Origin of the sequence: Streptococcus sp. 116-D4, from assembly GCF_009731465.1 — a bacterium.
Taxonomy (GTDB): Bacteria; Bacillota; Bacilli; order Lactobacillales; family Streptococcaceae; genus Streptococcus; species Streptococcus pseudopneumoniae_E.
The window spans coordinates 834,351-853,606 of record NZ_AP021887.1 but is presented as its reverse complement, the minus strand read 5'-3'; the positions used below and the strand labels follow the sequence as shown (position 1 = coordinate 853,606).

Sequence of the window (19,256 nt, the reverse complement as noted above, 5' to 3'; positions counted from 1 at the left end):
GCTCTCACTTCTGCTTTTCTCAACTTTTATATGATACCAAGTTTTCTAGTTCTTGTCAAGATAAAAAGTTATTTTTTTGAAAAGTTTCTGTTTGTATTTTGGCTTAGTTTCCGCATCAAAAAGAGGCTCTATAATATTTGTAGTGGGTAAATCCCCTATAGATATTATGGAGCCTATTTTGTTGTAGAAAAAAAGTTCCATATCATCTATAATGAAAAGCGATCAAACCATCATTAGAAAGAATCATATGGAACAATTACATTTTATCACAAAACTTCTCGATATTAAAGACCCAAACATCAAGATTCTAGATATCATCAATAGAGATAGTCACAAGGAAATCATCGCTAAATTGGATTATGAGAACCCACCTTGCCCTAATTGCGGAAGTCAAATGAAGAAATATGACTTCCAAAAACCTTCGAAAATTCCTTACCTTGAAACAACTGGTATGCCTACTAGAATTCTCCTTAGAAAGCGTCGATTCAAGTGCTATCATTGTTCAAAAATGATGGTTGCTGAGACTTCTCTAGTAAAGAAGAATCATCAAATCCCTCGTATCATCAACCAAAAAATTGCTCAGAAGCTGATTGAAAAAACTTCTATGACCGATATTGCTCATCAGCTGTCCATTTCAACTTCAACTGTCATTCGCAAGCTCAATGACTTCCGTTTTAAGCATGATTTTTCTCGTCTTCCTGAAATTATGTCATGGGACGAGTACTCCTTTACAAAGGGAAAGATGAGTTTCATTGCTCAAGATTTTGATAATCTCACTATCATCACTGTTCTTGAAGGCAGAACACAAGCTATCATTCGAAATCACTTTCTTAAATATGATAGAGTCGTTCGATGTCGAGTGAAAATCATTACGATGGATATGTTTAGTCCTTACTATGACTTGGCTAAACAGCTTTTTCCAAACGCTAAAATCGTGTTGGATCGTTTCCATATTATCCAACATCTCAGCCGTGCTATGAGTCGTGTGCGTGTTCAAATCATGAATCAGTTTGAACGAAAATCTCATGAATACAAGACTATCAAGCGCTACTGGAAACTCATCCAACAGGATAGTCGTAAATTGAGCGATAAACGTTTTTATCGCCCTACTTTTCGTATGCACTTGACCAATAAAGAGATTCTAGACAAGCTTTTGAGCTATTCAGAAGACTTGAAACACCACTATCAGCTCTATCAGCTCTTGCTTTTTCACTTTCAGAATAAGGAGTCTGAGAAATTCTTTGGACTCATTGAGGACAATCTGAAGCAGGTTCATCCTCTCTTTCAGACTGTCTTTAAAACCTTTCTAAAGAACAAAGAGAAAATTATCAACGCTCTTCAATTACCTTATTCCAACGCAAAATTGGAAGCGACCAATAATCTCATCAAACTTATCAAACGTAACGCCTTTGGATTTCGGAACTTTGAAAACTTCAAAAAAAGAATTTTTATCGCTCTGAACATCAAAAAAGAAAGGACGAATTTTGTCCTTTCTCGATCTTAGCTAACTTCAACCCACTACAGTTGACAAAGAGCCCAAAAAGAGAGAATCAAGTTGATTCTCTCTCTATGTTAGTTTTTACTTATTTTCTGTACAGGAAAGCTAGGATCTATTAAAAAATTCTTTTTTCTGTGAACTTCCCCATCTTTCGATAAATAGAATCCCCACTAACAAAAGGATAATCAGGCAAGGAAGTAAGACTAGCCCCATACCCCAATTCAGATTGACATTATCAATCTGCTTAGGTAATCTTCCAGATAAAATCTCCACTGAACGCAAGTAAGTAAAGGGAATCAGATGTGCAATCTTTTGAAGAGGCTGAATGGTTTGGATACCAAACAATAAGCCAACAATCCCAATTAAGGAAATAAAGAGAACAGGCATTTTTTGCTTGAAAAAGTAAGCAATCAAATAAACAACTTCCACAATGACGATAAAAGCTAAGAAAGCTAGTAACAAGCTAGGAAATAACACATCCTGTATCTTTCCAATAGTTACCTCTTGATTCGTTAAGCTATAGAACGGGTAGGGATAATCTAACTGTCCAAAACCACTTATCAGACTTCCCACTAGAAAAGAAAATCCGCTAATTCCGATAAACAGCACACTTACATAACCCACTCCAACTCCAAGAGAGGACATGGCAAATGTCACTTTTGAAAAAGGATATAACTGAGCTGTATCGAGATGATTTTGATATCTTTCTGAGAACAGTTGTGTTAGCATAAAAATAATAGCAATCACAAATAAGGTTGGGATGATAGCCTCTAAAATCCAGACAATCTGATCAATCCCGTGAGTCGGATAATCTAAATTGTGGGCTCTTATGTTCAAGGGATACAGGGCTTGGTAAATCTTTCGTTCGCGGTCAACCCCCATTTTTAATTCAGAGTTAGAGTTCGGGTCATTTGATACAAATTCATAATTCTTCTCTTCATCTTGCCACTGCAAATAGTAGGCTTCTTTCCAGCGCCCTTCTTTTAACAAAGCCAGAATTTCTTTCTTTTGCGTCAAAAGATTTTTTTGCAATTCTAAATCATTTTTAGCAATCTGGTATTCCTCCGAGCTGGTGTCAGAGATTTGGGAGAGCTTCTCTTCATTTTCATTGATAGCTCTCTCGTTGGCTGTAATAGGACTTTCCAACCTGCTCTCCAAGCTGTGTGAGTTTGCAGTCTGACTATTTAAATAAAAGGTGACACCGAGTACAGATACAAATAAAGCTAAGATAATCCAGTTTAAGCGACTTTTGAAAACTTTTTTCAATAAAAATAGACTAACATCTTTCATAAACTAAACCTCTTCTATCTGTCCCTGATGAATGGTTACTATCCTATCGCAGACATCCACCAACTCTTCCTTATAGTGGGAACTCAAAAGAATCAGTTGCTCTTGTCTATCGATTTGTGTCAGCCTATCAAAAAATTTCTGTCGATAATACTCGTCTAAGCCATTTGTAATCTCATCCATGAGCCAGCATTTCGCTTGACTGAGGAAGTACATGGCAATCACCAAGCGTTGCTTCATACCTAAGGAATACTTGCGAATGGGAAGGTTGATATAGTCAGACATTTCCCAGTAGGCGATTTCATCCCTCAAGTTCAGGTCTGACTTCCAGATGTTTTTGATAAGACGAAGGTAGTCCATCCCACTTAAGTTTCCATCCAGCCATTCAACGCTCTCATAATAAAATAAAGAAGGAGGAACTGCGATATGTCCACTACTAAGGAGAAGCAACTTGCTCATAGCTCGGAACAGTGTCGTCTTTCCCGATCCATTGATAGCAAGAACTCCATAAATCCTACCCTTTTTAAAGGTGAAATCCGCATCTTGCAAGATGACTTGTCGCGTTTTTAAGGTCACATGAGTAAGCTGCAACATATCGAGTCCTCCTTTTTCTCACTCTTTAAGAATTAATAGCCTCCGCTGTAGTAGTTTATGACCTCATAACGACCGTAGTTCCAGCCTCCGCCAACTTTATACTCAGAATAGCTGTAATAATGAGACCATTCCGGAATGTCCTTATATCTATATCCATGGAAATTCATACTAGAGTCATAGTAGGGATTATAATCATACCGATAACTTTTAAGAACGCTTTTAGCAGATACACTAGACTGAAAAAGACCAATAGATAACAAACTAGCTAATAAAACGACCATTGCTGATTTTTTCATGGTTTTCACCTCACTAATATATTTACTTTCGAAAGCGCTTTAATTATATCATTTTTTTATCTGTTATGCAATAGTTTTTTTGATTTATTTTACTAATATATACTATTTTTCCTTCCTATCGAATACTTTCGATCTTCCAACTCTTCCAACCTTTAAATCGTATAGCTCCTTGCTGGTCAGTTCGGTAAACTTTGCTATTGATACCTTCCAGTCGGGTCAGGGTTTCCTGATGGGGGAGTTTCGTTCGATTGCTCTTTCCAACTGAGATGAGAGTGATCTCCGGTTTAAGCTGTTCTAAAAAGGCCGAACTTGATGATTTTTTAGAGCCATGTTGGCCAGCTTTCAAAACATCCACCTCTAGGTCAGGATATTGCTTTAGAAGATCCTTCTCTCCTTTCTCCTCCAAATTTTCCGTGAAGAGAAAGTGCTTATCCAAGAGTTTCCCATAAAGAACCAAGGAATCATTGGAACCAACTTCTCCAATCTTCCCTGGAGATAGGACTTCTAACTGACTGCCAAAAATCGGTAAATTCTCCCCTGCTGTCACACTGCGTACCTTGGTTTGGCTTGCTTCTAGTTCCGCCACAAATTCCTTCTGTTTCAAACTTCCTTTTGATACCAAAATCTCCCCTACATGGAAAGCCTTGGTCACCTCTAACAAATCTCCAACATGTTCCTTGTCTGTGTTGGTCAAAATTAGCTGGTCAATCTTGGCTACTCCGCGACTTTTAAGATAGGGAATCAAGGTTCTCTGCGCATTACTGGTTGTCGCTTTTTCTTGCCATTTTTCGATTTTCTTATCAGATTCTACCTTGCCACCGACATCTATGAGAATGGTCTTACCAGTTACATCCCTTAGGAAAATACTTTCGCCTTGCCCCACATCCAGCATGGTAATTTCATTTTCCAGTGGATGCTTGGTCAAGAAAAAGAGCCCCACGATAAAGAGACTAAATCCTGCTAGTCTTTTGATATTTTTTCTCATATCATAGAGCAAGGCTAATGAAACTAAGAGAAGAATCAAAAGCCATGTGGTGGGTTGACCAAAGACCAGGGGTCTACTTGCCACCTGTGATACCAAGCGAATAATGCCTTCCAACCATTCAAAGATAACATTCAGTTGAATGACTGGATAGAGAAAGGAAAGGACAAATAAGATGGACAAGAGCGGTAAGAAGACTAAGTCAAATAGAAAGGAAAAGACAAAGGTCAAGAGGATGGACCAAGGTTGAAATTCTGCAAAATAGAAGGATAGGATGGGTAATATGCCCAAAGAAATAACCAGACTTTCTCTGGTCACAGCCTTAAGCCCCTCTCCTTCTTTGCTGGTCATGGTCAAGATAAAAGCGTAGGCACAAGACAAAATACCTCCCGCCGTCAGGAAAAAGTTGGGCATGGCGATAAAGAGGACAAGGACTGTCAAGGCAAAATTATCCAAGCCCTTAAAACCATGTTGAGCCAGTAACTTTTGCAAGAGACTGCGAATGACCGAAGCTGAAAATCCTGTCAGACCTGCATAAATAAGAGAAAAGGGATAAGTCATCCATTTCAACTTTTCTTGAGTCAACCCCAGTCGCAAAAGAAGTTTCTTAAAGCCATCCATGAAAAAGCCTACCTGCATACCCGACAAGGCAAAGAGGTGGATAATTCCTAGACTGGAATAAAGTTCATTCATTTCCTCGAAGTCGGTGTCGAGATGTCCTAATAGAAGCCCCGTCATGTAATTGCGCATAGGATCTGGAAACTTTGTCTTAATCCAAACTACAGCCTTTCGACGTAAACTGGATAGGTTTTCACCTATATCCCAACTGCCAGCCTTTTGAAGCGACTGGATTCTTTTGATATTGAGAGTCTGGTAAATTCCCTGAGTTTTCAGATAGGATTGGTAGTCAAAGCCACCAAAATTTCTCCTCCCTTCTGGCTCCGAAAGCTTCCCTTCTAGTTCCAAATCATGAAGAGCTGTTAAGGCTTGAAAGGTTTCTTTCTCCTCCTCGGACTGGAGTTTATAATAGACTTGAAAAATGCGTCCATCAGACTTGCCACGAAAGGATAGACTATCACCATTGACCTTAATAGTGTCAGGCAAAATCCGTACCCTTTCAACAGAATCCGCTAGGTTCTGACTAGCTTGTGTCTGCTGCCAAGTTTGAAATAGAAACCAAAATCCAAAGATTCCACAAATTGCTAGAACTTTGCTAGTAGATTTCCAAGGAAATTGAATAAAGAGACAAACTAGCAGAAAAACAAAGCCCAATAAAGCAAGATAGGATGCTGAAAAAATGGCGTAGTAAAGCCAAAGTAACAGAAAACTCAGGTAAATTAGGGGAATAGAGAAATTCTTAATCCACTGCAACATAATCTTTTAACTTTTCTATGGTCTTGGCTCCAATGCCGGATACCTTCTTGAGTTCATCAACCGACTTGAATTGCCCATTTGTTTCACGATGGTCGATAATATCCTGGGCTCGTTTTCCTCCCAGCCCCTTGACCTGCTTGAGTTCTTCCAGATTGGCCTTGTTGAGATTGACCTTCTTGTCCTTGCTTGTTGAAGAAGGCGCTCCAGAACCTGCCTGTTGACTAGCTGCTGCTTCTCCCTTAGATGGAACGTAAACCAGAGCCTCGTCACTAACTTTCTGAGCTAGATTGAGCCCCTTGCTGTCTGCTTGCTCTGTCAAGCCACCAGCCTTCTGAACAGCGTCATTGACCCGACTACCGACTGGCAAATCATAAATTCCTGGTGATTTGACAGCACCTTTCACATCTACTGTGATTAGATCTTGTTCAATAGGTTCTTCCTTTTCTTCCTTCTTCATTTCCTTTTCGGACACTGAATCCTTGGAAACAGCTGCGACTTCTGCTTGTAGATTCCTTTCCTTAACAGGTGTTGGTGGAGCTGGCTTTAGCAGGAAAAATCCGCTTACAAGCAAGCCCAGACTAGTACAAATGACGATGATTTTATACTCTTTGATTTTCTCGATAATTGCTTCCATATTTTCTCCTCTCTTAGATTATTCGTAAGAGGAAGAAAAAACAGTTGAAAAATTCTTCTCAACTGCTTATTTATTTGCAAAATAGTCTTCCTTGGTCAAGACATAATGCACTTGTGTCACGATACGGCCTTTTTCATGCTGGTCCATACGAGCATATGGTTCTTCGTGAGAGAAGCACATGCCTGATTTCTCCATGACCTTTCCTGACGCGGGATTAGCCTTATCGTGAAGGGCTGTCAACTTATTCATTCCGATTTCTTCAAAGGCTAGTTTAATCACGGCACGATTAGCTTCTGTCGTCAAACCTTGATTCCAATATTTTTGATGGATAATGTAACCAATGGCTGCCTTCTTAAGAACAGGATCAATCTTGTGCAAGTCAATGGTTCCAATAAACTCTCCACTATTTTTTAGTTCAATACCCCATCGTCCCAAGGGATTGGCTAGATAAAACTGGGCAATATTATTCTTGGTTTCCTCTAAACTTTGATTGGTTGAAAAAGTATAGCGTGTATTTTCTTTATTTGAAGCATACTCAAACATAGCTTCTGCATCATCAAGTGTTACAGGTCTAAGCACTAAGCGTTCTGTTTCGATAATTGGATGCTTGGCTAGTTTGATAAATAGTGATTCCATAATGACACCTCCGAAAATAGGTTGCTTAAAAAATAACATAAAAGAATTAGATTTACAAGTTTTCCTTGAATTTTGAAGCGGTTTCATATACAATAAAGTTATAACATTTTTGTTTTATGAACCGAAATGTGACAACTAAAACAATCTAGTCAATTGAAAGGTAGGTTATCTCTATGTTAATCGGAATCCCACAAGAAATTAAAAATAACGAAAACCGTGTTGCTCTCACTCCTGCTGGCGTCCATAGTTTAGTCAACGGTGGACATCGTGTCCTCATCGAAACAAATGCTGGACTTGGTTCAGGATTTACTGATGCAAACTATCAAAAGCAAGGAGCTGAGATTGTCGCTACTGCTGCTGAAGCCTGGGCTGCTGAATTAGTGGTCAAAGTAAAAGAACCACTGGCTTCTGAATACGGTTATTTGCGCGATGATCTTCTCCTTTTCACCTACTTGCACATGGCTGCTGCCCCAGAATTAGCAGATGCTATGCTTGCAGCTAAAACAACTGGTGTTGCTTATGAGACAGTCCGTGATAATCAAGGACAACTACCGCTCCTCGTTCCTATGAGTGAGGTTGCAGGTCGTATGGCTGTTCAAATCGGGGCTCACTTCCTTACTAAGCAGGCTGGTGGTTCTGGTGTCCTACTAGGTGGTGTGCCGGGTGTTCCAAAAGGAAAAGTAACCATCATCGGTGGTGGTGTCGTAGGGACCCATGCTGCTCGCATTGCCCTTGGACTCGGTGCTCAAGTGACTATTTTAGATATCAGTGCCAAACGTCTCTCAGTTCTAGAAGAAGTCTTTGGAAACCAAATTCAAACTCTTATGTCTAATTCATTCAACATTGAAGCAAGTGTGAGAGATGCGGATGTGGTGATTGGAGCGGTTCTCATCCCTGGTGCAAAAGCACCGAAATTGGTGACTGATGAGATGGTCGAACAAATGCGTCCAGGCTCTGTCATCGTTGACGTAGCCGTTGACCAAGGTGGCGTTATCGAGACAGCTGACCGTGTGACAACGCACGATGAACCTGTCTATGAAAAACACGGCGTTCTCCACTATGCCGTGGCCAATATCCCTGGTGCGGTTGCCCGTACTTCAACCATCGCCCTAACCAATGTCACTCTTCCTTATATCGAAGCTTTGGCTGGCAAAGGATTTGCACAAGCCATTGCTGAAGATGAGGGCTTGCGTCAAGGTGTGACCACTTATCAAGGTTACTTGACCAGCCTCCCAGTTGCTCAAGGACTCGATAAAGATCATACTTCTATCGACGAACTTGTTTAAAGCTAGACACTCATAAAAAGAGCGGTTCACATCTGAACTGCTCTTTTTTTACTAGTCTGTTTCTTATTCACTTTCTTCAACCTTAACTGGAGTTGGTTCATAAGCTCGGATAATCTGAGCGACAACTGGATGACGAACCACATCCTTAGCTGAAAAATGAACAAAGTCGATTTGGTGAATGTTCTTGAGCTTTTCTTGGGCATCAATCAAACCCGACTTGACATTACGTGGCAGGTCAATCTGACTGATATCTCCATTGACAATCATCTTCGAATTAAATCCTAAACGAGTCAGAAACATCTTCATCTGCATGATGGTCGTATTTTGTGCCTCATCGAGAATGACAAAAGCATCGTCCAAGGTCCGACCACGCATGTAAGCAAGGGGCGCAATTTCGATAATCTCACGCTCCATAAGACGAGTCGTTTGGTCTTTGCCCAGAATCTGATACAAGGCATCGTAAACAGGTCGAAGGTAAGGATCCACCTTCTCCTTGAGATCACCCGGAAGAAATCCTAGACTCTCTCCTGCTTCCACCGCTGGACGAGTTAGGATAATTCGCTTAACCTGCCCACGTTTAAGGGCAGTAACCGCCAAGGTCACTGCAAGAAAGGTCTTCCCTGTCCCTGCTGGCCCAATTCCAAAGGTCACATCATGCTGTTTGACACTATCCACATAGAGCTTTTGACCCAAGGTTTTGACACGGATGGGCTTACCTGTATTATCCTTGATAATTTCTTCTTCGTAAAGAGCGACAAACTTATCGATTTCATTATTCTTAACCATTGTAATGGCTGTCACCACATCTGGTGTACCAACGGTCATCCCACGATTGACCAAGACCATCAAAGCCTGGATAACTTGGCGGGCTTCCTCACAGGCAGCCTCTTCTCCCAAAACCTGCACAATCTCCGTACGAGCATGAATCACCACATCAAGCTCTTCTTCCATCAAACGAAGATGGCGCTCATTGGAACCAAAAAGATGAAATAAGTCATCTGGATGACTCAGTTGAATGTCTATTGAATGTTCCTTCAAATAAAGAACCTCTCTAATCCTTTTATTTCTTTTTATTATAGCAAAGGGATGGAGAAATTACTAGCCCAAACCCAGTGAATCATGCTAGTGTTCTAAGTATTCTTGCCAGATGGCGTCAAAATCTCCTAAGTTAAAAGAGAAACTGGCATGTTCCTCCAAAAAGCGACTCACCTCATCAAAATCATCTGTGTGTTTTGGAAAGGCAGACTCCTCAAAGGCAAGATCCGCTAAAATCGCTTTGGGACTATTGCTTTTAGGATTGCGCTCGGTCATGAGCCAAGTATAAAATGATTTTCTCAATTCTTTCTCCTATCAAGACTTTTTTTGATGAAACTTTTCTGATTTTTAAAAATTACTGGACTTAGCCTCTGACACATAGTGGTTTATAAAATCCGTTTTCGCATCTGTATAGGCGTCTCGATTGTGTTCAAATTGTTTCCACAAACTGAGTTTTAATTCCTGATACGCTTGGGCGATATCTGGATGCTGGCAGAGATAATCTCTAAAATAAATCTCGTCATGATCTCCCGTCATTCGCAAATGTAAATGAAAAACTTTCTCAGCAAATCCCTGATCTGTATATCCTTTATTTAGCGAAATCCTGTTAGGACTCTCCGACATCACTAGCCACCCATTCTTCACCAATAAATCCCTAACTCTTGCTAAATCCTCTATTCTACCTACTTCTAGCAGAATATCAACGATATTTTTGGCCCAAATATTAGGGATAGCAGTGCTACCGATATGTTCTATTCTTTTAATAACATTTGCACCCAATATTATTTTCAGATTTGCTTTTTCCGATTCATACCAGTCTTTCCACTCTGACTTGTGCTCTACTAGAAAAATAGGAAAAAGTTGCCAGAGTTCCTCTAAACTCATTTCTTCAAGTTTCTTTATCATGTCTATAAGACCTAAATCAACTCTGTACCAAACTGGTCTTGTTTGATTTTTCCAGCTTTCATTAAACCACCAAGTGCTTTCTTGAACTGACCTTTAGAAATGCCAAAGGTTGCTTTGATGTCTTCTGGAGATGACTTATCATTTAAGGTCATGAAACCTCCATTGCTTTCCAAGTAAGTCAAAATCATCTGAGCATCATTTTCCAACATTTCAAAAGAACGTGGTTTGAGGGAGAGGTTCAGAGTGCGGTCCACTTCACGGAAACCAATGACACGCGCATCTAATACTTGCCCCAAACGTGGCTCTGCATAACGCTCGCTAGGATGGATAAAGCCAAGCATGTTGTTTTCTGGCAGGTAAACAAAGGTCCCTGACAGCTTGAGGCGGTAAACAATGGCTGGCCAATTTTGATTCTGCATGTTATTGTAGGCAGGACGAGCCAGACGTTGGAAGTCTTCTTGATAAGCCAAGAGGCCCCAGATACGGTCCTTCTTGTCCACTTCAAGACGGATGTAGAGTTGATCGCCCTTCTTAGGCCAGAGTTCCTTGAGCTCAGGGAGGATATCGAGTGACACAACGATTTCTTTATCAGGTAGACCTGTATCTATAAAGACACCCAAGTCCTTACGAACTTCCGTTACAGTTCCCCAACCAAATTGGTTCTGAGTGGCAGTCACTTCTAAGGTTGTCAGGCGGAGTTTTTGCTTCATGTCCGTATAGGCAAAACCTTTGACCGTATCCCCTACTGTATGTTGACCTTCTTCCTTAGCAAGAGCATAGGTTTGGCCATCCTTTTGCACAAAGTAAAAACGGTCGTTTTCATCGATGATGAGTCCAACGATAAAACTTGCAAGATTTGTATTCATATTTCCTTCTTTCGAATAAAACTCAGCCAGCAATGCCAACTGAGTTTTTCTGTTTATTTTTAGACTTCCAAAAGTTCTTTCTCTTTGTTGGCAGTCATGTCGTCGATGTGTTTAACAGCATCGTCTGTTACTTTTTGAATATCTTTTTCAAGAGCCTTCAATTCGTCTTCAGTGATTTCTTTAGCTTTTTCTTGTTTCTTGGCTTCGTCCATAGCATCACGACGGATATTACGGATAGCTACTTTAGCATTCTCACCGACCTTCTTCACTTCTTTAGCAAGGTCACGACGAGTTTCTTCTGTAAGAGCTGGGATCACCAAGCGAATCACAGAACCATCGTTAGCTGGTGTGATACCAAGATCAGAAGCGTTCAAGGCACGTTCGATGTCTTTCAATGAAGACTTGTCAAATGGTGTTACCAACAAAACACGCGCTTCTGGGATTGTGATAGAAGCAATTTGGTTAAGTGGTGTTTCAACACCATAGTACTCAACGTGGATGCGGTCAAGCAAGCTAGCATTAGCACGGCCAGCACGAATACTTCCAAACTCACGAGCAAGTGAGTGGTGAGACTGGGTCATTCTCTCTTTTGCTTTTTCTACGATTGCGTTTGTCATAATGATTTCTTATTCCTTTTCTTCAATATTATTTGAAACTGTAGTTCCGATATTTTCACCAAATACAACACGTTTAATATTTCCTGGTTGGTTCATGTTGAAAACTACCAAGTCAATATCATTATCCATTGAAAGTGTAGAAGCTGTTGAGTCCATGATACGAAGCCCTTTGCTAATGACATCACGGTGGGTCAATTCTTCAAACTTAACGGCTGTCTTGTCTTTCTTAGGATCCGCATTGTAGACACCATCAACCCCATTTTTAGCCATAAGAATGGCATCCGCTTCGATTTCAGCCGCACGAAGGGCCGCAGTTGTATCTGTTGAGAAGTATGGTGAACCAATTCCCGCACCAAAGATAACGATACGGCCTTTTTCAAGGTGGCGAAGGGCACGTCCACGTACATAAGGCTCTGCCACTTGTTGCATAGCAATGGCAGTTTGTACACGCGTATCAACCCCAACCTGTTGCAATGAATCTGCCATCACAAGAGCATTCATAACAGTCCCAAGCATTCCTGTGTAATCTGCCTGAACGCGGTCCATTCCTGCTTCTGCAGCAGGTTCACCACGCCAGAGATTTCCTCCACCGATAACAAGGGCAATTTCGATACCTAAGCTATGAACTTCTTGAATCTCTCTTGCGATTGTTTGAACTGTTTGGATATCAATCCCTACGCCACGTTCACCGGCAAGGGCTTCACCTGATAACTTGATTAAAATACGTTTATACTTGGGATTCGCCATTTTCACTCTCCTTCTTTTATCCTACCTATTTTATCACAATTTCTAAGATTTTTATAGTATCATGAGCAATTCTTTCAAAAAAATTAGACAGTCAAAAATTCCTCTAAGTCGCTAAGGGCACGCTCTGCAATTTTTTCATAACGAGCCTTCTTATCACGGATGCGCTCGCCTTCCAACTCCTTGATGATTCCAAAGTTGACATTCATTGGTTGGAAATGATTGCTATCAGCATGAGTGATATAATGAGCTAAACTTCCGATAGCTGTTGTCTCTGGGAAAATAGCCTCGCTTTCTCCCTTGAAAAGACGAGCAGCATTTATTCCAGCAACCAATCCTGAAGCTGCTGACTCAACGTAACCCTCTACTCCTGTCATCTGACCAGCAAAGAAAAGATTTGGCTGTTTCTTAGAACGGTATGTTTGCTCGAGAAGATTTGGTGAATCCATGTAAGAATTGCGGTGCATGACACCATAGCGAACAAACTCAGCATTCTCAAGACCTGGAATCATTTGGAAGACACGCTTTTGTTCTCCCCATTTAAGGTGAGTTTGGAAACCAACGATATTGTATAGGCTACCAGCTGCATTATCCTGACGAAGTTGCACAACCGCATAAGGTGTTTTAAATTCTCCGTCACGAGGACCTGTGTAATCGTCTGGATACTCAAGGCCGACTGGTTTCATCGGACCATAAAGCATGGTTTTAATGCCACGTTTAGCCATGACTTCGATAGGCATACAGCCTTCAAAATACTTTTCTTTTTCAAAAGAATTGAGCGGTGCTTCTTCCGCATTGACCAAGGCTTCATGGAAATCCATAAACTCTTGCTTGGTCATGGGCGCGTTGAGATAAGCCGCTTCTCCCTTATCATAACGAGACTTGAGATAGACCTTGCTCATATCGATTGTGTTGACATCGATAATAGGCGCCGCCGCATCGTAGAAATAGAAACCATCGCCATCATTAAGGGCATGAATCTTCTCAGCTAGGGCATCGCTGGTCAAAGGACCAGTCGCCACAACTGTAATAACATCTGTCGGCAATGCTGTAATTTCATCACGAACCACTTCAATCAAAGGATGGTTGGCAACTTTTTCGGTCACCATTTGGGAGAAACCATCACGGTCCACCGCAAGCGCACCACCTGCAGGAACACGTGTAGCCTCAGCAGATTCCAAGATAACAGAACCCAAGCGACGCATTTCTTCCTTGAGAAGACCAACTGCATTTGTCAGAGCATCCCCACGAAGAGAATTGGAACAAACTAATTCAGCAAAATTATCTGTTTTGTGTTGGGGTGTTGACTTGACACCACGCATTTCATAAAGTTTAACTGGAATACCACGTTCTGCAATTTGGTAGGCTGCTTCAGAACCTGCCAAACCAGCACCGATAACATTGATATAAGATTGAGACACGACACTAATACCTCTTTGGGTGAGACCTAAGTCCATATCAAAATAAGCTACTAGACTATTTGACACCCACAAATCTTTCTAATTTTTTCTTCTACTAGTATAACAAAAAAAGGGAAGAAGGCAAACTTCCCTGTCTAGTTGTTTTCCTGATGTTCATCCCAATCATGGTAGGCAGCGTAGAGCTGGCTTTTATTCCACTGGTAAAACTTAGCAACTTCCTTGATAGCTTGATTTTTCTTCATGCCTTGCTGGATGCGGGCTTGGATTTCTAAAAACAAGTCTTCCTCATTTTTTTCCTCCACATCCTGACTGGCACCTTCAACGATGAGAAGACACTCACCCTTGAGTGGCGTCTCAGCGATGCTTGCCAGCAATTCAGAAATGGTACCTCTTTGGTATTCTTCATAAATTTTGGTCAATTCCCTGACCAAGACGACCGAGCGGTCACCATAGACGTCTAGCATATTTTCTAACGTATCTGCCACACGGTGAGGCGATTCATAGAAAATCTGTGTTTCAGGATAGTCTTTTTTCAAATTAAAAAATTGCTTTTGCTGGCCTGATTTTCTTGGTAAAAAGCCGTAAAAGATATGTGGCTGTGGTGCTAGACCACTGGCAATCAAGGCAGAAATCCCAGCAGAGGCACCTGGAATTGTGACAACGGCAATATCTTCCTCAATCGCTACCTTGACCAAATCATGACCAGGGTCTGAGATGCTAGGCAGACCCGCATCAGAAACCTGAGCAATATTTTGCCCTGCTTTCAGGAAACCAATCAAATCAGGAATTTTTTCCTTGGCATTGTGCTCATGAAAACTGATCTGCTTGGTGGAAATGTCAAAATGCTTGAGTAAAAGCCCTGTATTGCGCGTATCCTCAGCAGCAATCCAGTCTACTTCTTTCAAAGTCTGAATAGCTCGAAATGTCATATCATCTAGATTGCCAATCGGCGTTGCCACTAGATACAGCTTGCCATAGGGAGACTGCCCTTTAAAACTTTTTTGAATTTGCATGCCTACTCCCTGTATAACAACTCGTCACAGAACATACATTCCTCGTCCTGCTCTCGACGTTGTCCATAAAAATCATTACAAACGTGAAATCCATCACGGTAAATGCGACGAATACTTTCACGAACATGCTTAGCCTTGACGGGAGCATCTGCTTCCACCTCACCCAAGCGTTCGCGCAACTTACTATTTTCCAAACGAAGAGCTGTATTTTCTTCTACTAGACTCTTGAGATTTTTCTTGATGGCTTCCACATCGGCTAAGGTTACCAATAACTGTTGGGAAAAATCATCCAGCGCGTCAAATAATTCTTTTTTGTCCATAAAACAGCCCTTTCCTTTCTTTATCATTCATTTTTGAGTTTATATTTCTTTCAAAACCAGATATTCCATGGTATTTTGAAAGCTGACATTAGCCAGCCACATTTTTCTAGCTTCTAGTAAATCTTGTAGAATTATCTGAACTCTTGCTTGCAGAAGGTTCTGCCCACAGAGGACTTCAAGAATCCGCAAAACCTGATCTTGTTTTTCCTTATCATCTGCCAAGCTAGCTAGTTTAGCAACTTGCAAATAACTTTCTTTTTTCTTAGCTACTAACCAAGTCAGCAGTCGTTCACTTTCATCGACCGAGGTCCAAAAACTTGCCTGATTGGCTAACTTTTCTGCTTCAGCGCGCGATTGGGCGAACTGAGCTAAAAGAGTCGCTTTTTTCTTAACCAGTCCCATTTGTTCTAAGAGCAAAGTGAGCTTCTCTTCTTGCTTTTTAAAGTGGAAAACCTGGGTCCGACTTCGGATTGTCGGTAAAATCTTTTCCTCATCGCTGGTCAAGAAGAAAATATAAACTTCACTCTGAGGTTCCTCGATGACCTTAAGCAGAGAGTTAGCTGCGTTGGGATGCATTTTCTCAGCTTGCTCGATAATAAAGACCTGTTGCTGATTTTCAATCCCTGTTTGGGAAAACTGACCTACCAATTCCCGGATGCGTTCTGTCTTAATGACCTGATTGACTGGCTTAATCAAAGTGATATCGGGAAATTCGTCTTGTTCAATCAGCTTACAATTTCGGCATTTCTCACATGGTAAAACACCTACTTTATCTGTACAAAAGAGGCTCTTAGCTAAAAATTGCACCATTTCCAAGCTCCCAAAGAAACCTGAAAAGAGATAGGCGTGATTGAGTTGGTCTTGTTCTAGGATACGGACAAAGCGGTCAAACTGGACTGGTTGCCAGGCCTTTAGTTGATCTTGTTTCATTTAGCTAATCTCATTCTATCAAACAAGACAGCCTTGGTAGTTTCCACAACTTGCTCCAAAGGAAAACTAGCATCAATCTTGACAATACGACTTCCTTCTTTATCCAGAAGAGAAAGGTAACCTTGACGGACTTTTTTATGCAAGTCCAACCCTTCCAAGTCCAAACGATTAACCTCGCGATCACTATTAGCAGCAATGCGAGCTAGTCCTTCTTCCACCTCGATGTCAAAATAGAGTGTCAAATCGGGTTTCAGTCCATCTGTCGCAAAGTGATTGAGCCAATCAATGGCGTCAATATCCAAGCCACGACCAAAACCCTGATAGGCAACGGAACTATCGATGAAGCGGTCCATAATGACCAACTTGCCAGCTTCAAGTGCAGGAAGAACTTTTTCCACCAAGTGCTGCCTGCGACTAGCAATATAGAGGAGAAGCTCCGTCTTAGGATCCATTTCAGTATGACTAGGATCTAGAATCACTTCACGAATCTTTTCTCCAATCAAAACCCCGCCTGGTTCACGGGTGCTTAAAACTTCCACTCCCCTATCCTCTAATATAGGGATTAGGGCTTCAAGAACGCTTGTCTTTCCCGCTCCCTCTGGTCCCTCAAGAGAGACTAAAAATCCTTTTGACATGTCTGACTCATTTCTATTTTTCTCTCTTCTATTCTATCAAAAAAATAGGGATTTGTGAAAAGCTTTTTTCATTTCACTCTTTGTAATAAAAAGAGGTTGAGTTTTAACACTCACCTCTTATTTGCCTAATTCTTGAGTTCTTTTATAGGCTTGGTTGACAGCGTCCATAACGGTTCCTCTAAAAGCATGCGCTTCTAGGCTTGCTACACCAGCAATGGTCGAACCACCTGGGCTACAAACTTGATCTTTCAAGACTCCAGGATGTTGCTGACTTTCTAGTACCATTTGACCTGCACCGACTACTGTTTGAGCCGCCATTTTCAGAGCCATTTCTCTTGGCAATCCTGTCTGAACTCCTGCATCCGCCAATGCTTCAATGAAAAGATAGACAAAGGCTGGTCCACAACCTGCAAGACCCGTTGCAGCATCGATTAACCCTTCACTGATTTCAAACAATAAACCAGCATGTTGTAAAAGTTGACAAAAGACTTCCTTATCATCTACTTGGCAGTTAGCTGACAAGGCATAACTAATAACTCCTTGACCGATAGAAACTGGAGTGTTGGGCATCATGCGAATTAAACAGTGCTGACTTGGAACAAGACTAGCTAGTTTTTCCAGCTTTATACCAGCTGCCATGGAAATCAAAAGAAGACTCTCTCGTTTTTCAAGAATGGTCTGATATTGAGAAAGCAAGTCTGAGAACTGAGCTGGCTTAACACCTAGAAAAATCACATCTGCTTCTGCAAAGATTTCGTCATTGCTCGAAGCCAGACCACCATAATTAGCAATAAAAGCCTCCACCTTGGCATGACTACGGTTGGCAAGGAGAATCTGATGACTCGTTTTTGCTTGTAAGACAGCCTTGGCCAAGCTGGAACCCATATTCCCCAAGCCGATAAATCCAATCTTCATCTCTTACTCCCTTATCTGTCCATTCCCAGTAACCACATATTTATAGCTGGTCAATTCCTTCAAGCCCATTGGACCACGCGCGTGCAGTTTCTGAGTTGAAATCCCCATTTCACAGCCAAGACCAAATTGGCATCCATCTGTGAAACGAGTTGAGGCATTGACATAAACCGCTGCAGAGTCCACTTGATCTGTAAAGTAAGCTGCAGCCTCAGCATTTTCCGTCACAATGGCATCCGAATGATGGGTACTATGGGCTTCTATATGATCTACAGCTTCCTTAAGACTAGAAACTACTTTAACAGCTAGGACATAGTCCAAAAACTCGGTATCAAAGTCTTGGGCCTCAGCTACTTGACCTGAAACAAACTGACTTGCTTGGCTATCCAAGCGGAATTGAATTGGTTCCAAACCAGCTTCTTTTCGATTCTCAACCAGCACTTGCTCCAAGCGAGGAAGGAAGCTTGCTTCCTTGTCTTTATGAATCAGCAGAACCTCCATGGCATTACAGACAGAAGGACGACTGGTTTTAGCATTGTTGATGATAGACAGAGCCTTATCTTCATCTGCGTCCTTATCGACATAAACATGGACAATCCCAGTTCCTGTCTCGATGACTGGCACAATAGCATTTTCAACCACGGCATTGATCAAACCAGCACCCCCACGAGGAATAAGAAGATCTAGATAACCCTTGGCCTTCATCATGGCATAACTACTTTCACGACTAGTATCTTCTACTAATTGAATGACATCTGGATGAATAGTCGTTGTCTCCAAGCCCTTCTTCAAGGCTATAACAATAGCATGAGCTGTTTGGTAGGCATCCTTACCACTACGAAGAACAACCGCATTTCCACTCTTAAGAGCCAAAGCAGCTGCGTCAGACGTCACATTTGGACGGCTTTCATAGATAATACCGATGACCCCCATAGCTACACGTTTCTTGGTGATGACCAAGCCGTTTTCAAGCTGACTAGTTTCTAAAACTTCACCGATTGGATCAGGTAAAGCAACTACTTCACGAATCCCAGTTGCCATCGCTTCTATACGACTTTCATCCAAATAAAGACGATCCAGCATCACATCTGAGATTTTACCCTTGGCTGCTTCCATATCAAGAGCATTTGCTGCTAAAATCTCTTCAGTAGCTGCTAATAAATAATCAGCCATGGCTAGCAAGGCTAGGTTTTTCACCTCTTCACTAGCTGTATTGATCGATTTTTTAACAGCCTGTACCTGTTCAAATTGTTCTTGTGTACTTACCATA

Annotated in this window: 21 protein-coding genes and 1 other annotated feature (1 of these 22 only partly in view); of the genes, 2 read left to right on the top strand and 19 right to left on the bottom strand. The window is 41.4% G+C overall.

What is annotated here, in order from left to right; translation table 11 throughout:
• Positions 1-22 (bottom strand) — a sequence feature (ribosomal protein L20 leader region); it reaches 110 nt to the left of the window's first position.
• A 225-nt stretch (positions 23-247) separates the two neighbouring features.
• Positions 248-1,504 carry an ISL3 family transposase gene (locus tag UKS_RS04395; protein WP_173020495.1) on the top strand — a complete coding sequence of 419 codons (1,257 nt, stop codon included), beginning with the start codon at positions 248-250 and terminating at the stop codon, positions 1,502-1,504.
• A gap of 99 nt (positions 1,505-1,603) precedes the next feature.
• On the opposite strand, the gene UKS_RS04390 is transcribed toward UKS_RS04395, so the two are convergent.
• From UKS_RS04390 to UKS_RS04365, 6 genes are all read right to left on the bottom strand, one after another.
• Positions 1,604-2,788, bottom strand: a complete 1,185-nt coding sequence (locus UKS_RS04390) for a hypothetical protein (RefSeq protein ID WP_156011952.1) — start codon at positions 2,786-2,788, stop codon at positions 1,604-1,606.
• Positions 2,789-2,791: 3 nt separating this feature from the next.
• Positions 2,792-3,379 (bottom strand): ATP-binding cassette domain-containing protein, encoded by a 588-nt coding sequence (locus tag UKS_RS04385; protein WP_156011951.1) that lies wholly within the window; start codon positions 3,377-3,379, stop codon positions 2,792-2,794.
• Positions 3,380-3,411: 32 nt separating this feature from the next.
• A complete protein-coding gene (locus UKS_RS04380) occupies positions 3,412-3,660 on the bottom strand; it encodes a hypothetical protein (RefSeq protein WP_332066893.1) in 249 nt (82 codons plus the stop codon).
• Positions 3,661-3,790: 130 nt separating this feature from the next.
• A complete protein-coding gene (locus tag UKS_RS04375) occupies positions 3,791-6,031 on the bottom strand; it encodes a DNA internalization-related competence protein ComEC/Rec2 (RefSeq protein WP_156011949.1) in 2,241 nt (746 codons plus the stop codon).
• On the bottom strand, positions 6,015-6,665 hold the full coding sequence (locus UKS_RS04370) for a helix-hairpin-helix domain-containing protein (RefSeq protein ID WP_156011948.1): 651 nt from the start codon (positions 6,663-6,665) through the stop codon (positions 6,015-6,017). Before UKS_RS04370 ends, UKS_RS04375 begins: the two co-directional genes overlap by 17 nt.
• Positions 6,666-6,731: 66 nt before the next feature.
• Positions 6,732-7,301 (bottom strand): GNAT family N-acetyltransferase, encoded by a 570-nt coding sequence (locus UKS_RS04365; protein WP_156011947.1) that lies wholly within the window; start codon positions 7,299-7,301, stop codon positions 6,732-6,734.
• A 173-nt stretch (positions 7,302-7,474) separates the two neighbouring features.
• On the opposite strand from UKS_RS04365, the gene ald reads away from it, so the two are divergent.
• Positions 7,475-8,587: an alanine dehydrogenase gene (ald, locus tag UKS_RS04360; RefSeq protein WP_156011946.1), complete on the top strand. Its 1,113-nt coding sequence runs from the start codon at positions 7,475-7,477 to the stop codon at positions 8,585-8,587.
• Positions 8,588-8,650: 63 nt separating this feature from the next.
• Here ald and UKS_RS04355 read toward each other — a convergent pair whose 3' ends face one another.
• From UKS_RS04355 to UKS_RS04295, 13 genes are all read right to left on the bottom strand, one after another.
• The gene (locus UKS_RS04355; protein ID WP_156011945.1) at positions 8,651-9,625 is read right to left on the bottom strand and encodes a PhoH family protein; all 975 of its coding nucleotides are present in this window, start codon (positions 9,623-9,625) and stop codon (positions 8,651-8,653) included.
• Positions 9,626-9,709: 84 nt separating this feature from the next.
• On the bottom strand, positions 9,710-9,925 hold the full coding sequence (locus UKS_RS04350; RefSeq protein WP_001232084.1) for a YozE family protein: 216 nt from the start codon (positions 9,923-9,925) through the stop codon (positions 9,710-9,712).
• A gap of 45 nt (positions 9,926-9,970) precedes the next feature.
• On the bottom strand, positions 9,971-10,528 hold the full coding sequence (locus UKS_RS04345; RefSeq protein ID WP_049495610.1) for a GrpB family protein: 558 nt from the start codon (positions 10,526-10,528) through the stop codon (positions 9,971-9,973).
• Between the two features lie 11 nt (positions 10,529-10,539).
• Positions 10,540-11,394 carry an RNA-binding virulence regulatory protein CvfB gene (gene cvfB, locus UKS_RS04340; RefSeq protein ID WP_156011944.1) on the bottom strand — a complete coding sequence of 285 codons (855 nt, stop codon included), beginning with the start codon at positions 11,392-11,394 and terminating at the stop codon, positions 10,540-10,542.
• Positions 11,395-11,453: 59 nt separating this feature from the next.
• Positions 11,454-12,011 (bottom strand): ribosome recycling factor, encoded by a 558-nt coding sequence (gene frr / locus UKS_RS04335; protein ID WP_156011943.1) that lies wholly within the window; start codon positions 12,009-12,011, stop codon positions 11,454-11,456.
• A 9-nt stretch (positions 12,012-12,020) separates the two neighbouring features.
• A complete protein-coding gene (gene pyrH / locus UKS_RS04330; protein WP_049495615.1) occupies positions 12,021-12,758 on the bottom strand; it encodes a UMP kinase in 738 nt (245 codons plus the stop codon).
• Between the two features lie 83 nt (positions 12,759-12,841).
• On the bottom strand, positions 12,842-14,176 hold the full coding sequence (gene trmFO / locus UKS_RS04325; RefSeq protein WP_173020459.1) for a methylenetetrahydrofolate--tRNA-(uracil(54)-C(5))-methyltransferase (FADH(2)-oxidizing) TrmFO: 1,335 nt from the start codon (positions 14,174-14,176) through the stop codon (positions 12,842-12,844).
• Between the two features lie 134 nt (positions 14,177-14,310).
• On the bottom strand, positions 14,311-15,189 hold the full coding sequence (gene rsmI, locus UKS_RS04320; RefSeq protein ID WP_156011942.1) for a 16S rRNA (cytidine(1402)-2'-O)-methyltransferase: 879 nt from the start codon (positions 15,187-15,189) through the stop codon (positions 14,311-14,313).
• A 2-nt stretch (positions 15,190-15,191) separates the two neighbouring features.
• Positions 15,192-15,509 (bottom strand): DNA replication initiation control protein YabA, encoded by a 318-nt coding sequence (gene yabA, locus UKS_RS04315; protein ID WP_049495619.1) that lies wholly within the window; start codon positions 15,507-15,509, stop codon positions 15,192-15,194.
• Positions 15,510-15,548: 39 nt separating this feature from the next.
• Entirely contained in the window at positions 15,549-16,439 is an 891-nt protein-coding gene (locus UKS_RS04310) for a DNA polymerase III subunit delta' (RefSeq protein WP_156011941.1), read from the bottom strand.
• Positions 16,436-17,074, bottom strand: coding sequence for a dTMP kinase (gene tmk / locus UKS_RS04305; protein WP_156011940.1), 639 nt, complete (start codon positions 17,072-17,074; stop codon positions 16,436-16,438). The genes UKS_RS04310 and tmk overlap by 4 nt, the downstream gene beginning before the upstream one ends.
• Positions 17,075-17,191: 117 nt before the next feature.
• On the bottom strand, positions 17,192-17,989 hold the full coding sequence (proC, locus tag UKS_RS04300; RefSeq protein WP_156011939.1) for a pyrroline-5-carboxylate reductase: 798 nt from the start codon (positions 17,987-17,989) through the stop codon (positions 17,192-17,194).
• 3 nt (positions 17,990-17,992) lie between these two features.
• Positions 17,993-19,255: a glutamate-5-semialdehyde dehydrogenase gene (locus UKS_RS04295; protein WP_156011938.1), complete on the bottom strand. Its 1,263-nt coding sequence runs from the start codon at positions 19,253-19,255 to the stop codon at positions 17,993-17,995.
• Position 19,256 lies beyond the last annotated feature (1 nt).

Bases quoted from the DNA above. Each gene is read 5' to 3' on its own strand.
- UKS_RS04365 (WP_156011947.1), bottom strand. From the start codon at position 7,301: ATGGAATCACTATTTATCAAACTAGCCAAGCATCCAATTATCGAAACA.
- UKS_RS04390 (WP_156011952.1), bottom strand. From the start codon at position 2,788: ATGAAAGATGTTAGTCTATTTTTATTGAAAAAAGTTTTCAAAAGTCGC.
- tmk (WP_156011940.1), bottom strand. From the start codon at position 17,074: ATGTCAAAAGGATTTTTAGTCTCTCTTGAGGGACCAGAGGGAGCGGGA.
- UKS_RS04380 (WP_332066893.1), bottom strand. From the start codon at position 3,660: ATGGTCGTTTTATTAGCTAGTTTGTTATCTATTGGTCTTTTTCAGTCT.
- UKS_RS04395 (WP_173020495.1), top strand. From the start codon at position 248: ATGGAACAATTACATTTTATCACAAAACTTCTCGATATTAAAGACCCA.
- pyrH (WP_049495615.1), bottom strand. From the start codon at position 12,758: ATGGCGAATCCCAAGTATAAACGTATTTTAATCAAGTTATCAGGTGAA.
- ald (WP_156011946.1), top strand. From the start codon at position 7,475: ATGTTAATCGGAATCCCACAAGAAATTAAAAATAACGAAAACCGTGTT.
- cvfB (WP_156011944.1), bottom strand. From the start codon at position 11,394: ATGAATACAAATCTTGCAAGTTTTATCGTTGGACTCATCATCGATGAA.
- yabA (WP_049495619.1), bottom strand. From the start codon at position 15,509: ATGGACAAAAAAGAATTATTTGACGCGCTGGATGATTTTTCCCAACAG.
- UKS_RS04345 (WP_049495610.1), bottom strand. From the start codon at position 10,528: ATGATAAAGAAACTTGAAGAAATGAGTTTAGAGGAACTCTGGCAACTT.
- UKS_RS04385 (WP_156011951.1), bottom strand. From the start codon at position 3,379: ATGTTGCAGCTTACTCATGTGACCTTAAAAACGCGACAAGTCATCTTG.
- rsmI (WP_156011942.1), bottom strand. From the start codon at position 15,189: ATGCAAATTCAAAAAAGTTTTAAAGGGCAGTCTCCCTATGGCAAGCTG.
- UKS_RS04370 (WP_156011948.1), bottom strand. From the start codon at position 6,665: ATGGAAGCAATTATCGAGAAAATCAAAGAGTATAAAATCATCGTCATT.
- UKS_RS04375 (WP_156011949.1), bottom strand. From the start codon at position 6,031: ATGTTGCAGTGGATTAAGAATTTCTCTATTCCCCTAATTTACCTGAGT.
- UKS_RS04310 (WP_156011941.1), bottom strand. From the start codon at position 16,439: ATGAAACAAGATCAACTAAAGGCCTGGCAACCAGTCCAGTTTGACCGC.
- UKS_RS04295 (WP_156011938.1), bottom strand. From the start codon at position 19,255: ATGGTAAGTACACAAGAACAATTTGAACAGGTACAGGCTGTTAAAAAA.
- frr (WP_156011943.1), bottom strand. From the start codon at position 12,011: ATGACAAACGCAATCGTAGAAAAAGCAAAAGAGAGAATGACCCAGTCT.
- proC (WP_156011939.1), bottom strand. From the start codon at position 17,989: ATGAAGATTGGATTTATCGGCTTGGGGAATATGGGTTCCAGCTTGGCC.